This is a genomic window from Mycobacterium kubicae, from assembly GCF_015689175.1.
In the GTDB taxonomy this organism is placed as follows: domain Bacteria; phylum Actinomycetota; class Actinomycetes; order Mycobacteriales; family Mycobacteriaceae; genus Mycobacterium; species Mycobacterium kubicae.
In genome coordinates, this window is the sequence record NZ_CP065047.1 from 677,038 (window position 1) to 690,815 (window position 13,778).

Consider the following 13,778-nt stretch of genomic DNA (forward strand, 5'->3'; position numbering starts at 1 on the left):
CGCTCACCTTGCGGTGAGCTGTGAATCGCGTTAAAACTCCAGCAAGCGATGCGCTGGAGGGGTTATGGACATCGTTCTTGGGGTCTGTGTGGAGGCCGCGGCGGTGCGTCTGGTGTTGATCGAGGGGCAGAACGCCGACGGGGTCACCGTGGAAGAAGAGAAGATCGAGGTGGCGCAGGACGCGGGGGCGTCCGGCGCGGCCGCTGCGGCCCTTGCCGCCATCGTCGGCACCCGGGAAGGCGCGACCGAGGGCGGCTACCAACTGACGTCGATCGGGGCGACCTGGACCCATCCCGACCAGGTCGCGCCGTTGCGCGCGCAGCTGGCCCAGCACGACGCGGGCAGCGTCATGCTGGTCTCGCCGTTGCTGGCGGCCGCCGCGCTGGCGCAGACCGTGGGGGCGGCGCTGGACTACGACCACATCGCGTTGGTCTTCGTGGAGTCCGGTGCCGCGACGCTGGCGGTCGTGGACACCGGCGACGGCTCCATCGTCGACCTGCACCGCCGATCCGTGGGTGGCGCGCGCAGCGCGCAGGCCGCCGAACTGGCCACCATGGTGGCCGGTCTGGATGCCCCCCGATCACGCGCCAAGGGTGTGTTCCTGGTCGGCTGTGGAGTCGACATCGTGGGCATCAAGCCGGCACTGGAAGCCGCGACGTCGCTGGTGGTGTCGGTTCCCGAGGAGCCGGACCTGGCGTTGGCCCGCGGGGCGGCGTTGGCCTCAGCCAACGCGCCGCTGTTCGCCGCCTCGACAGCCGCGCTGGCATACGCACTGGACCCGGGTACCGGCGAGGTCAGCACCCGCGGCCTGAGCCCCACCTACCTCGACGTGTGCGCCACCGCCGAAGCCGGCGCCGGAGCGCTGGCCTACAGCGCTGTTGACGACGAGACCGACGAATACCGGCCGGGCGCGTCGCGGCGCCGGCCGATGGCGCTGGCGGCGGGCGCCATGGGCGGCATCGCGGTGGTGATCGGCGCTGCCCTGGTGGTGTCGCTGGCGTCCGACGTCCGGCCCGCCGCTACCCACCCCAGCCAGCGGGAAAGTGTGCAACTGCCCGCCGTCAGTTCCACCCCCGCCCCGCCGGCGCCCGTCGCCGAAGCGGCCGCCCCGCCGGCCGTCGAGCCGCCCCCGGCCCGGCAGCCCGCGCCGCCGCAGACGGTCACCCAGCCACCACCGCAGACGGTGGTCAACATGGCACCACCACAACAACCGCGTCGGGCTCCGAGCCGGCAGGCGCCGGCCCCTGTGCAACAGGCCCCGCCGGCGGCCACCACACCACCAGCGGCACCCCCGGCGCCCCCACCGCCGGCGGTCGCGCCGCCGCCCTCACCGGTCATGACGATGTATCTGCACCTGCCCTTCGTCAGCGTCCCGATTCCGATCAACCCGCCACCGCCCCCCGCGCCGCCGGCACCCGCGCAGGAGGCGCCGGCGCCATAGCGTGGCGGAGCGGTCGACCAGAGCGCACACTGGGCAGTAACGGTATGAACAAGGAGGCCGGTGTGGGTGAGTACGGTCCGTTCGGATTCGATCCCGACGACATCGATCGAGTGATCAGGGAAGGCAGCGAGGGACTGCGCGACGCCTTCGAACGAATCAGCAGGTTCGTCAGCGCCCCCGGCGGTCGCGGCGGGTGGTCGTTCCTGTTCGAGGAGCCGGGCCGCCGCGCGCGGCCCCAGCCGGAGACCACCGGCGAGACCGGCGACGGGGTGTGGGCGATCTACACCGTCGACGACGACGGCAATGCCCGCGTCGAACAGGTCTATGCGACCGAGTTGGACGCCCTGCGCGCGAACAAGAACAACACCGACCCCAAGCGCAAAGTCCGCTTCCTGCCCTACGGCATTGCGGTCAGCGTCCTGGACGATTTGCCCGACGATCCGCCCGGTGATCCGTCCGACCAGCCCACATAAGGGCGTAAGCGGCCTATTCTCTGTTGATTGTGGCCGCCACGTCGTCCGTATGTCGTTCCTGCGGCGCGGAACCGCGCAAAGGGGCGCGGTTCTGTGATGCCTGCGGATCGCCTCTGACGGTCGTCGTCGACCCGGCCGAATACAAGCAGGTGACGGTCCTGTTCGCCGATGTCGTGCGGTCGATGGACATCGCCGCGGCGCTGGGTCCCGAGCGGCTGCGCGAGGTGATGACCCAATTGGTCGATCAGACGGCGGCCGTGGTGCAGCGTTACGGCGGCACCGTGGACAAGTTCACCGGCGACGGCATCATGGCGCTGTTCGGTGCGCCGATCACCTTGGAAGACCACGCTTTTCGCGCGTGCCTGGCGGCGCTGGACATTCAGCAGGTGGCCCAGGAGCTGGCGGTCGAAGTCGCGCGCCGCGACGGGATCGAGCTGCGCTTGCGTGTCGGGCTGAATTCCGGCCAGGTCATCGCCGGTGAAGTCGGCGCCGCCCACCTCGGCTACACCGCGGTCGGTGAGCAGGTCGGGATGGCCCAGCGGATGGAGTCGGTGGCACCTGCGGGCGGCGTCATGCTCAGCGAGTCGACGGCGCGATTGGTGGAGGCGCGCGTCATGCTCAGCGAGCCGGAGACCGTGCGCATCAAGGGCTCGACCACCGGCATCCCGGCCCGCCGGTTGCTGGCCGTCGACTTGGAATGCCGCCGCAAACCGCGCCACGAATCCCGACTTGTCGGGCGCCAGGCAGAGATCGACGCCGTCGAGGAGTTGCTGAACCAGGCCGCCGGGGGCGCCGGAACCATCATCACGGTCTCCGGTCGCCCGGGCGTCGGCAAGACGAGGCTGGCGCGGGAGGCGATCGCCAAGGCGACCGGCCTCGGTTTCGACGTGTTCGTCACCTACTGCGAGTCCCACACCCGCGACATCCCGTTCCATGTCATGTCACGGCTGCTGCGGTCGGCGTTCGCCATCGGCGACCTGACGGCCGAGCAGGCGCGGGCGCGCGTGCGCGGCAAGATGATCGAGGCCAGCGCCGAGCACCTGGCTTCCCTCGACGACGTACTCGGCATCCGCGACGCCTCCGAACCGCTGCCCGACATCAGCCCCGATGCCCGGCGCCGGCACCTGATGGGGCTGGTCACCACCGTCGCGCTGGCACGGCCGCAGCCCGCCCTCTACATCATCGAGGACGTGCAGTGGATCGACTGCGTCAGTGAGTCGCTGCTGGCTGACTTCGCCGCCGCGGTGCCCAGGATGCGGGCCACGCTGCTGATCATCCATCGGCCGGAGTATTCCGGTGTCTTGTCGAAATTAGCTGGTGGGCAACACTTCACGCTTTCGCCATTGAGCGATTCGCACGTCACGGAGTTGATCACCGAACTGCTGGGCGATGACCCGTCGGTGCGGAACCTGACGGGGGTGATCACCGAACGGGCGGCGGGCATTCCGTTCGCCGCGGAGGAGATCGTGCGCGATCTGGTGGAGCGCGGTGAACTGCAGGGCAGTCCGGGCGCGTATCGCTGCCTGCGCGAGATCCGCGACATTCACGTGCCGGCCAGCCTGCAGGCGATCATCGGTGCCCGCATCGACCGCCTCGGCGCCACGGCCAAGCGCACATTGAACGCGGCGGCGGTCATCGGCGCCCGGTTCGACATGCATCTGCTCGAAGCAATACTGGAGACAACCAATATCCCACCGCTGGTGGAGGCGGAGTTGGTCGAGCAGGTCGGCTTCACCCCACACGCCACCTGTGCCTTCTGTCATCCGCTGATTCAAGCGGTGGCCTACGAATCACAGTTGAAGGGCGGACGCTCGGAGCTGCACCGCCGGGTGGCTGCGGTGATGCAACGGACCCGCGGCCACTTCACCGGCCAAGAGGCCGCCATCGTGGCCACCCAATACGCCGCGGCCGGTGAATTGCGCGACGCGTTCGACTGGCACATGCAGGCGGCGACTTGGTACGGCGCGCGCGACATCCAGGCCGCCCGGGACAGCTGGCAGCAGGCGCAGCGCGTCGCCGACCGCCTTCCCGACGACGAGCCCGACCGGCTCGCCATGCGTATCGCTCCGCGAGCCTTGTTGTGCGGCAGCGCTTTCCAAGTCGGCGGGACACCCGCCGACACCGGTTTCGAGGAATTGCGCGAGCTGACCACGGCCGCTGGGGACAAGAGGTCGCTGGCGTTGGGCATGGCGGGTTACCTCACCACCCTGGCGTTCAACTCCCAGCACCGCAAGGCGGCGCAGCAGGCATCGGAATTCGCGACGCTCGTGGAGTCGATCGGCGATCCGGCGATGACGGTCGGACTGTTTTACGCTGCGGCGCAAGCCAAGTGGGAAGCCGGTGAGGCGAGCGAAAGCCTGCGGTTGACCCAGCGCGTCATCGACACCGCCGGCGGTGACCCGACCATGGGTGATTTCATCATCGGCTCGCCGCTGGCATGGGCGCTGACGGTCAAGGGTGCGGCCCGAATGTTTCTGGGACAGCCCGGTTGGCGCGACGACATGGAAGCCGGCATCGCCATGGCGCTGTCGGTGGATCCGGCCGCCCCTCCGTTCGTGCATCTCTACAAATACGCGGCTGCGGTGCAGAACTGCGCCGTGCTGCCCAATGAGCGCGATGTCGCCGAGGCGGAGGAGTCGCTGGCGGCCGCACAACGATCCGGCAACAACGTCGCGCTGGCCTACGCGCTGCTCAACCGCGCCACCACGCTGATCCACAGCGACAACCGGGAAGCCGGTTTCGGCTTCCTGCAACAGGCGCAGCGCATATTCGTCGAACAGAAGCTCATCGTGACACTGCAGCGCATGTGTGACATCGAAGTGGCCCGGGAGCGGGCCCGGGTCGGGGACCTCGATGGTGGAATCGCTTTGGCGGCATCGGTTCTCGACGAACAATTCGAGACAGGCGAGATGATCTTCCGCGGCCCTGCCACCACGGTGCTGGTTGAGGCGCTGTTGTCGCGGGGGTCCGACGAGGACTTCGAGCACGCGCAGCGCGCGGTCGACCGGCTGGCGGCCGTGCCGACCGAGCCGGGGTTCGTGTTGCACGAATTGCCGGTGCTGCGGCTACAGGCGCTGCTGTGCCGGTCGCGCGGCAACGAAGCCGGGTATCGAGAGTTCGTGCACCGCTTCCGGACCCAGGCGATAGCAGCCGAATTCGAAGGGGCGCGCGCGCAGGCCGAATCGATGGCCTGATCGCCCGATATCAGCCCTGCTCGATCGTGTTGGAGCCGCCGGGGTTACTGATTTTCGGCGAGCCGGAGTGGTAGGTGATTTTGTTGTTCATGCCGGCTGCCGTGATGGTGTCGGCGGCGTCGACGGTGATGACGTTGTTCATCCCCGACACGCTGATCTTGGTGCAGTGACCGCTGATCACAACGGTATTGGACATGCCGGTGATGCTCACGACGCTGTCGTTGCAGGCGAGATTTCTGTTCTCGTTCATGCCCGTGACGGTCAGACTCTCCCCGCGTTTCGCGGTGGTGCTCGGTGCGGCACTGCCCGGCGGGCTGCTGAGCATCGAGGTGCTGTCGCTGGGCGGAGTGACGACGATGTCGGCGCGGTGCAGTTGCCGCGAGGCGTAGAGGGCGATGGCGCCGACCCCGACCAACACGCCAACGATGAAGAGCGCGGCCAGAATCCAGAACACTCGCGAACCCGAGGACGAGCGCGGCGTCGCCCCGGGAAAGGGGCTGCCGTAGCCGTACGAGGGCGGTGGTGCCAGCTGTCCCGGCGGTGGCGGCACCGGACCGGGCGGCGGCGGGACAGGCCCCGGTGGGGGTCGGTAGCCGCCCGCACCGCCCAGCTCTGAGGCGTGCGCCGCGTCGGCCAGCGGCTGTTCGAGCTGCCGGATCCGAAGTTCGGGATCATCCTCTGGATTCATGAACAGATGCTCCCATACCGGCATCGATGCCGAATAGGCTCGCAGCGTGCCTGAATTGTTGAACCGCCAGATTCTCTTGCGTCGTCGGCCGACCGGACTGGTGGCACCCGATGACACCGAGATGGTCACCGCGCCGGCGCCCGAGCCTGCCGACGGTGAGGCGTTGCTGCGTACCACCTACGTGGGCATCGACGCCGCCGCCCGCACCTGGCTGGACGACCAGCCCAGCTACCTTCCGCCCGTGGGGCTGGGTGAGGTCATCCGAGCGGCCGGGATCGGCGAGGTCGTCGCATCCCGGTGTGACGCCTACGCCGTCGGCGACATCGTCACCACACTCACCGGATTCCAGGAGTACGTCTTGATCCGCGATGACGTCTTCAGCACGCCCATCCCCGGTGAGGACGATCAGCTGGCGATCATGTCGGTGTACGGGCCCACAGGAGCCACCGCCTACTTCGGGATGACCGACATCGGTCGGCCGCAGCCCGGTGAGACGGTGGTGGTCTCGGCGGCCGCCGGTGCCACCGGGTCGGTGGCCGGACAGATCGCCAAGATCGCCGGAGCGCGGGTGGTGGGGATCGCCGGCGGACCACAGAAGTGCCGGGCGGTGGTGGAGGAGTTCGGCTTTGACGCGTGCATCGATTACAAGGCCGGTGACCTGGCGGCCGCGCTCAAGGAGCACTGCCCCAAGCGGGTCGACGTCTACTTCGACAATGTCGGCGGCCCGATCCTCGACGCGGTATTGGGCCGCCTGGCGCACAAGGCGCGGGTGGTGTTGTGCGGCGTCATCTCCAGCTACTTGACCGGTGAGCATCCCGGGCCGGCCAACTATGTGAACCTGCTCGCCAAAACGGCTTTGATGCAAGGCTTTAACGCGCTGGACCAGTGGGGCCGCTTCGATGAGGCGTTCGCCAACCTGCGGCAATGGGAGGCCGAGGGTCGGCTCCGGCACCGGCAAACCATCTTTGACGGCATCGAATCCTGCGTCGACGCTCTCAACGGGCTGTTCACCGGCGCCAACATCGGCAAGACGCTGGTCAAGATCAGCGAACCCAGCTGATATCGTCTGCTGCTTATGCCGCAGATGGATCGTCGCCGGATGATCATGATCGCCGGATTCGGCGCATTGGCGGCCGCCATGCCCGCTCCCGAAGCGCCGGCTGCACCGGCGACCGGGGCAGCGGGTGGCTACCTCTGGCATGACGAGTTCGACGGCCCGGCGGGCTCGGCGCCCGACGCGTCGAAGTGGCAGGTGTCGAACTTCCGCACCCCGATCCGGAACCCGGTCGGATTCGACCGGCCCGAGTTCTGGGGCCAGTACCGCGACAGCCGCCAGAACGTGTTCGTGGACGGCAAGTCGAACTTGGTGCTGCGGGCCACCAAGGACGGCAACCAATACTTCGGCGGTTTGGTGCACGGGCTGTGGCGCGGCGGCGTCGGGACCACCTGGGAAGCCCGGATCAAGTTCAACTGCCTCGCACCTGGCATGTGGCCGGCGTGGTGGCTGTCCAACGATGACCCCGGCCGCAGCGGCGAAGTCGACGTGATCGAGTGGTACGGCAACGGCACCTGGCCCTCGGGAACCACCGTGCACGCCAATCCCGACGGCACGGCGTTCGAGACCTGCCCGTTCGGCGTCGACGGCGGATGGCACAACTGGCGCGTTCGCTGGGACCCGGCCGGCATGTACTTCTGGCTCGACTACGCCGAGGGCATGCAGCCCTATTTCTCGGTACCGGCGACCGGCATCGAGGACCTGAACGAACCCATCCGGGAGTGGCCGTTCAACGACCCGAGCTACACGATGTTCCCGGTGCTCAATCTGGCGGTCGGTGGTTCGGGGGGCGGTGATCCTGCGGCGGGCAGCTATCCGCAGGAGATGCTCGTCGACTGGGTGCGCGTCTTCTAGAGTCGAATCAACCGTGTCCTCTGACGGCCCTTCGCCCGAACAAATCGATGCTGTCCTGCGGGCGACGCGGGCCATGGTCGGGATCGCCGCGGCGTCCATCGCCGAGGTCGACGACACCGTCACCGTGCCGCAATTGCGGGTGCTGGTGATGGTCGACACCAGGGGCCCGTTGAATCTGGCCGGGGTGGCGGCCGGTTTGGGCGTCAACCCGTCGAACGCCAGCCGCATCTGTGACCGCCTGATCAAGGCGGGCCTGCTGAACCGTCAGGAAGCCGCCGACGATCGGCGCAACATCACCTTGACGCTCTCCGCGGCGGGACGGCAACTGGTGGACAAGGTGATTGAGCACCGCCGCACCGCCATCATCCGCGTGCTGGGCGACATGGAGCCCGAGGACCGGGAGGCGCTCAAGACGGCCCTCGACCGGTTCGCCACCGCGGCGGGTGAGCCGATGGCCGCCGACGCGGCCACCATGATCTGGCCCGGGCAACCGTCATGACGGAGTTCCTGGTCGTCATGAGCACCCAGGTACCCGACGGCACGGCAGACGGTGAGGTCGACGCGGTTCGTGCCCGCGAGGCCGCGCACTCCCGCCAACTCGCGGCCCAGGGGCACCTGCTGCGGCTGTGGCGCCCACCGCTGCAGCCAGGGGAGTGGCGCACCATCGGGTTGTTCGCCGCAGCCGACGGCACTCAACTCGAGCAGGTGCTCGCGGGGATGCCGCTGCGGATCTGGCGCACCGACGAGGTGACCGCGCTGGACTCCCATCCCAACGACCCGTCGGGTAGCGGCGTCGCTCGCCGGCCGGGTCGGGGACCGGAATTCTTGATCACCATGACGATCACGGTGCCGCAGGACACCCCGGCCGACGTCGTCGAGGAGACCACCCGGCGAGAGGCGGCCCGCGCCCGGGATCTGGCCGGACGCGGACATCTGGTGCGGCTGTGGGCGTTGCCGCCGGGACCGGACGGCCGGCGCACCCTGGGTTTGTGGCGCGCTCGTGATCCCGGCGAGCTCATGACGATCCTGGAATCGCTACCGCTTTCGGGCTGGATGACCATCGAGACGACAGCGCTGAGCCCGCACCCCAACGACCCGATCCGGCTGGGCTGACCGGTCAGTTGGTCAGGTACAGGTACCAGAGCCCGTCGTCGTGCTGTCGACAGTCGAAGTGTGTGTAGGCCCCGTCGTTGTGGGTGATCTCGACGTGCGGGCCGTCGGCCTGACAAGCCGCCAGCGTCGCGTAGTTGCCCTCCACTTGGACTTCGTCGGCGTTGGCGACGCCCACCGACATGGTCATCAGACCCCCGCACGCCAGCGCTGCAGCAGCAAAGATTCGTTTCACCTGGACCCCTTTCGTATGGGCGTCGAATTGCCCATGTCGGCACCGGTGAAACCCCTGCCGCGTCCACATCTATCGAACCTATGATCGAACGATGGGCGAGCTCGCCGCTATCGGATACAACGGGCAACCGGTCCGCGGCCCGTTTCGCGTGGTCCGCCCGCCGATCGCGGTGCTGGTCGACCTGACGGTGCTCTTCCCGCGCGAGCCACACCGCACCGGCCGGTATCAACCCAACGGTCTGCAGTTGCACAAGGTGGTCGAGGGCCGGCTGAGTTGCTGGGGCATCTGCGAGCAGGGCGATTGGTGGGGGTTGGTGACCTACCCGGTGCAGTTCGGCTCCCAGCGCAAAACCGTCACCCACTGGGTTCCGGCCTGGACGCTGCGCCGAAAACGCTAGTTGCGGTCACCGCGATGGGCGCGGCCCTTAGGGTGGTGCGGGTGAATCGTCGGCCCTGGCAGCGTGCACGCAGCATCAAACAGATCACCCGAGGCCTTGGTGCCCTGGACCGCGAGCTCTTCGAGGCGATCGCCGAGACGCCTACCCCGCTGCTCGACCGGGTGATGCCGCCGCTGACCCGCGCGGCCGATCATTCCAAGCTGTGGTTCGCCCTGGCCGGTCTGTTGTTTGCCTCACGAAACAACTCCGCGCAGCGCGGGGCCGTCCGCGGCGTCGCCACCCTCGGGGTTACCAGTCTGTTCGCCAATCAGATCGCCAAACGCGTCCGCCCGCGGGCGCGGCCGCTCTATGACTCGGTGCCCCTGATCAGGCAGGTGCGCCGGCGGCCGACGTCCAATTCGTTCCCCTCCGGGCACTCCGCCAGCGCGGCGGCGTTCGCCGTCGGCGTAGGGCTGGAGAACCCGCCCCTGGGCTTCGGCCTGGCCTTGCTGGCGGGTTTGGTCGGCCTGTCGCGGGTGGCCGTGGGGGCGCACTACCCCGGCGATGTGCTGGCCGGATTCGGCCTCGGCGCGGGCATCGCGGTGTTGGGCGGCCGCCTGGTGCCGCCGGTCGTGGAGACTCAGCTGCCCAAGACCGAGCCGCTGTGGATCGATACGCCGGAACGGCCCGACGGCTCGGGAGTCGTGCTGGTGGTCAACCCGGCCTCGGGCAGCGGCACCGGGGCGCGGGTCGCCGACGAGGTGCGGGCCGCGTTACCCAAGGCCGAGATCATCGAGTTGGGGGATGACGACGAGCCGTTGGACGTGCTGCGTAGCGCCGCCGAACGTGCCGAGGTGCTCGGCGTGGCGGGCGGTGACGGCACCGTGTCGACGGGGGCCGCCGTCGCGGTCAACGCGGGTCTGCCGTTAGCGGTTTTTCCCGCAGGCACCTTCAACCATTTCGCCAAGGACATCGGGTGCGACACGGTGGCCAAGACCGTCGAGGCGATTCGGCGGGGCACGGTGTCGTGCGTAGACCTGGTGTGTCTCAACGAAACTCGCATGGTGGTCAATACGGCCAGCATCGGGGCGTATCCGCTGTTCGTGCAGAAGCGCGAAAAACTCGAAAAGCGTATCGGCAAACCCTTGGCAGGGCTGTACGCCATGCTGCAGACGCTGCGCCACGACCAGCCGGTGCGGATCACCTACGACAACAAGACGTTGCAGACGTCGCTGTTCTTCATTGGCAATTCGCTCTATCTGCCAACGGGTTTCGCGCCGTCCCGGCGTACCCGGATGGACGACGGCCTGATCGACGTGCGCATCCTCGAGACCGGACGCCGACTGGCGCGCACCAGGATCCTGGTTGCCCTGATGTTCGGCCGCCTCGAGCGCAGCCCGCTCTATCACGAGATGCAGGTGCCGCAGTTCAGCTTCAAGGTCCTCGACGCGCCGACGGTGATCGCCCGCGATGGTGAGGTCAGCGAGGAATACGACCATGCCACCTTCGCGGCGCAGTACCGGGCGCTGTCGGTGTTCCGGCCGCGGTCCTGAAATATCAAGTGCCTTCGGTCAAGTCGCGCACCTGCGCATAGCGTTCCCAGACCGCCGGCACCGGGTCGGCGCAGTATTGCTCGGTCGGCGGGGGCTGCCAGCGCGGCGGTTGCGGCGATCCGGCCAGCGCCCACGCGGCTTGGCGTGCCGCGCCCAGCGCGACGTATTCGGCCGGGCGGGGCACCAGCACCGGCATCCCCAAGATGGCGGGCGCTATGCGGCGCAACGCTTGGGATCTGGCGCCGCCGCCCACCAGCATGATCCGGCGCACCACGACTCCGTGGCGGGTGAGCTGGGCCAGGCCGTCGGCCAGCGCGCACAGGAGCCCTTCCACCGCGGCGCGCGCCAGGTTGGCCGGCGTGGCGTTGGCGATCCGTAGCCCGTGTAGCGCGCCAGAGGCGTTGGGGCGGTTGGGGGTTCGCTCACCTTCCAGGTACGGCACCAGTACCAGGCCCTGGCTGCCCGGGGCTGCCGAGAGTGCGAGCCTCGACAGTTCCTCGTGGTCGACCCGCAGCATGGTGGCGGCGGCATCTAGCACGCGGGCGGCGTTGAGCGTGCAAACCAGCGGCAGGTAGCGTCCGGTGCCGTCGGCGAATCCGGCGACGTATCCGGCTTCGTCGCGAATGGGGTCGGCGACGACGGCGGCCACCACCCCCGAGGTGCCGATGGACACGATCACATCGCCCTCTGCCGCACCCAACCCCAGCGCCGCGGCGGCGTTGTCGCCGAGTCCCGCCCCGAACGTCGCCATGTCCGCAGTGATTTTCTCCGACGGGCCAGTCACTTTCGGCACTTGCGGGCGGCGACCCCGCATGCCCAGCTCGAGCAGATCCAGGCGGTAGGCACCGGTCGCGGCGTCGAAGTAGCCGGTGCCGCTGGCGTCGCTGCGGTCGGTGGTCAGCGTCGCGACGTCGCCCTCACCACGCAGCCGCCACGTCAGCCAGTCGTGCGGTAGGCAGACGGCCGCCGTGTGGTCGGCATGCCGTGGCTCGTGGTCGGCGAGCCAACGCAACTTGGCCACCGTGACGGCGGCCAGTGGCACCACACCCACGGCCTGGGCCCACGCCCGGCTTCCGCCGAGTTCGTCGACCAGAGCGCGGGCCGCGTCGGCCGATCGCACGTCGTTCCACAGCAGCGCGGGCCGAATCACCCGACCGGTCTCGTCAAGGCACACCATGCCGTGCTGCTGTGCGCCGACGGCCACGGCGGCGACGTCGTCGAACCCGCCCGCCGCAGCGATCGCGCTGCGCGCGGCGGATTCCCATGCGGCAGGATCGATTTCGGTGCCGTCGGGGTGAGGGGCGCGGCCTTGGCGCACCACCGCACCGGTTTCGGCGTCGCACACCATTACCTTGCAGGACTGGGTGGAGGAGTCGACGCCGGCGACCAGCGTCACGTCTTGTCCGCGAGCAATGCCCGCAGCGTCGCGCGGGCACCGTCGCGGTGCAGGGAGTGCAGCGCCCACAGATAGGGCTCGACGAAGCGCGGGTGGTCGACCAGGTCTCCGAAGATGGACCGGTTCGCCAGGAAAGCGGTCGGGTTGTCACGCTGTGCCCGCGCGAGCGGAATCAGTGCATCGGCCTGCTCGTCGACCACGTCTATCGGTTGGCCGTCCTCGTCGATGCCCTCGGCGTAGCGGGCCCAGCTGGCCACGATGGCTGCGGACAGCCGCACCGGTCCGCCGGATCGGAGGTTGTCGTGAACCACCGGCAGTATCCACCTGACGATGCGGTTGGAGGAGTCGGCGCACAGTCTGACGACGGTGTCGCGGAGATGGGGGTTGGTGAAGCGGCCTAGCAGGCCGTCCCGGAATTCGGTCAAACCCGGTACCGGCGTCAGGGTCACCATGGCCTCGGAATCCATGTAGCGGGAGATGAGCTCGAGGATGGCCGGATCCTGGGCGGCCTCGTGCACCAAGCGGTAGCCAGCCAGGTAGGCGAAGTAACACAGGCCCTGGTGGCTGCCGTTGAGCAGTCGTAGCTTCATCCGCTCGTAGGGCGAGACGTCGTCGACCAGCCGGACGCCCGCCTCTTCCAGGGGCGGACGGCCGTCGGCGAAGTCGTCTTCCAGAGCCCACATGGCGAACGGTTCTGTGACCACCGGCCAGGCGTCGTCGATGCCGTATTCCTGAGCCAGTTGCTCGATCATCTGCGGCGTGGTGATGGGGGTGATCCGGTCGACCATCGAGCTGGGAAATTTGACGTGGTCGGCGATCCATTGCGCCGCTTGGGTATTGACCTGTCGCGCATACGAGGTGAAGGCGGCCCGCGCCACCTGCCCGTTTTCGACGATGTTGTCACACGACATGATGGTGGGGGCCGGGAGGTTTCGCTGACGGCGCCGGTTCATTGCTTCGGTCACCAACGGGAACACGGCACTGAACGGTGACTGGTAGCCGCCCTCGGTGATGGTGAGCGAGATGATCCGGGTGCTCGCCGCGGCCAGCAGTTCGATCACCGCCTCGGGTTCATCGGGCGCATAGCGGAAGTCGACGATGGAGCCGATGACGCGTGCTTCGTTGCTGCCGTCGGGGTGCTTGCTGATCAGCGTGTAGAGGTGGTCTTGACGACGCAGCACATCTTGCATTCGCTTGTTCTCCGGCAGCACGCCGACGCCGCAGATTCCCCAGTCCAGCGCCAAGCCCTTGTTCATCAGGTCGTCGAGGTAGCACGCCTGATGCGAGCGGTGAAAGCTGCCGAAGCCGAAATGAACCACGCCAACCGTGATTCGGCTGCGGTCATAGCGCGGAACCGGAATCGACAAAGCGCCGAGGTTCTGCGCGCTGAGCCTCACCGACGT

Annotated in this window: 13 protein-coding genes; 9 read left to right on the top strand and 4 right to left on the bottom strand. The window is 68.3% G+C overall.

Going from position 1 to position 13,778, the window contains the following annotated elements; genetic code table 11:
- Nucleotides 1-64 precede the first annotated feature (64 nt).
- From I2456_RS03125 to I2456_RS03135, 3 genes are all read left to right on the top strand, one after another.
- Nucleotides 65-1,441, top strand: coding sequence for a DUF7159 family protein (locus I2456_RS03125; protein WP_085072662.1), 1,377 nt, complete (start codon nucleotides 65-67; stop codon nucleotides 1,439-1,441).
- Between the two features lie 62 nt (nucleotides 1,442-1,503).
- Entirely contained in the window at nucleotides 1,504-1,914 is a 411-nt protein-coding gene (locus I2456_RS03130; RefSeq protein ID WP_068157362.1) for a hypothetical protein, read from the top strand.
- 29 nt (nucleotides 1,915-1,943) lie between these two features.
- Nucleotides 1,944-5,108 carry an ATP-binding protein gene (locus I2456_RS03135; RefSeq protein WP_241007852.1) on the top strand — a complete coding sequence of 1,055 codons (3,165 nt, stop codon included), beginning with the start codon at nucleotides 1,944-1,946 and terminating at the stop codon, nucleotides 5,106-5,108.
- A 10-nt stretch (nucleotides 5,109-5,118) separates the two neighbouring features.
- Here the strand turns inward: I2456_RS03135 and I2456_RS03140 are convergent, their stop codons facing one another.
- Complete coding sequence (locus tag I2456_RS03140) at nucleotides 5,119-5,796, bottom strand: DUF3060 domain-containing protein (RefSeq protein ID WP_085072663.1); 678 nt, start codon at nucleotides 5,794-5,796, stop codon at nucleotides 5,119-5,121.
- Nucleotides 5,797-5,842: 46 nt separating this feature from the next.
- Here I2456_RS03140 and I2456_RS03145 point away from each other — a divergent pair, with 46 nt between their 5' ends.
- From I2456_RS03145 to I2456_RS03160, 4 genes are all read left to right on the top strand, one after another.
- Nucleotides 5,843-6,856, top strand: coding sequence for an NADP-dependent oxidoreductase (locus I2456_RS03145; protein ID WP_068034691.1), 1,014 nt, complete (start codon nucleotides 5,843-5,845; stop codon nucleotides 6,854-6,856).
- A 9-nt stretch (nucleotides 6,857-6,865) separates the two neighbouring features.
- A complete protein-coding gene (locus I2456_RS03150; protein WP_068034693.1) occupies nucleotides 6,866-7,705 on the top strand; it encodes a glycoside hydrolase family 16 protein in 840 nt (279 codons plus the stop codon).
- A 73-nt stretch (nucleotides 7,706-7,778) separates the two neighbouring features.
- Complete coding sequence (locus I2456_RS03155; protein WP_085072664.1) at nucleotides 7,779-8,204, top strand: MarR family winged helix-turn-helix transcriptional regulator; 426 nt, start codon at nucleotides 7,779-7,781, stop codon at nucleotides 8,202-8,204.
- Entirely contained in the window at nucleotides 8,201-8,818 is a 618-nt protein-coding gene (locus I2456_RS03160; protein ID WP_068034696.1) for a muconolactone Delta-isomerase family protein, read from the top strand. Before I2456_RS03155 ends, I2456_RS03160 begins: the two co-directional genes overlap by 4 nt.
- 4 nt (nucleotides 8,819-8,822) lie before the next feature.
- Here I2456_RS03160 and I2456_RS03165 read toward each other — a convergent pair whose 3' ends face one another.
- On the bottom strand, nucleotides 8,823-9,050 hold the full coding sequence (locus I2456_RS03165) for a hypothetical protein (RefSeq protein ID WP_068034698.1): 228 nt from the start codon (nucleotides 9,048-9,050) through the stop codon (nucleotides 8,823-8,825).
- A gap of 91 nt (nucleotides 9,051-9,141) precedes the next feature.
- On the opposite strand from I2456_RS03165, the gene I2456_RS03170 reads away from it, so the two are divergent.
- Both I2456_RS03170 and I2456_RS03175 read left to right on the top strand, forming a co-directional pair.
- On the top strand, nucleotides 9,142-9,447 hold the full coding sequence (locus I2456_RS03170) for a hypothetical protein (RefSeq protein WP_068034700.1): 306 nt from the start codon (nucleotides 9,142-9,144) through the stop codon (nucleotides 9,445-9,447).
- Nucleotides 9,448-9,488: 41 nt separating this feature from the next.
- On the top strand, nucleotides 9,489-10,979 hold the full coding sequence (locus I2456_RS03175) for a bifunctional phosphatase PAP2/diacylglycerol kinase family protein (RefSeq protein ID WP_085072733.1): 1,491 nt from the start codon (nucleotides 9,489-9,491) through the stop codon (nucleotides 10,977-10,979).
- A 4-nt stretch (nucleotides 10,980-10,983) separates the two neighbouring features.
- On the opposite strand, the gene xylB is transcribed toward I2456_RS03175, so the two are convergent.
- Both xylB and I2456_RS03185 read right to left on the bottom strand, forming a co-directional pair.
- The gene (gene xylB / locus I2456_RS03180) at nucleotides 10,984-12,375 is read right to left on the bottom strand and encodes a xylulokinase (protein ID WP_085072665.1); all 1,392 of its coding nucleotides are present in this window, start codon (nucleotides 12,373-12,375) and stop codon (nucleotides 10,984-10,986) included.
- Entirely contained in the window at nucleotides 12,372-13,772 is a 1,401-nt protein-coding gene (locus I2456_RS03185) for a mannitol dehydrogenase family protein (protein WP_068157333.1), read from the bottom strand. Before I2456_RS03185 ends, xylB begins: the two co-directional genes overlap by 4 nt.
- Between the last annotated feature and the right edge of the window lie 6 nt (nucleotides 13,773-13,778).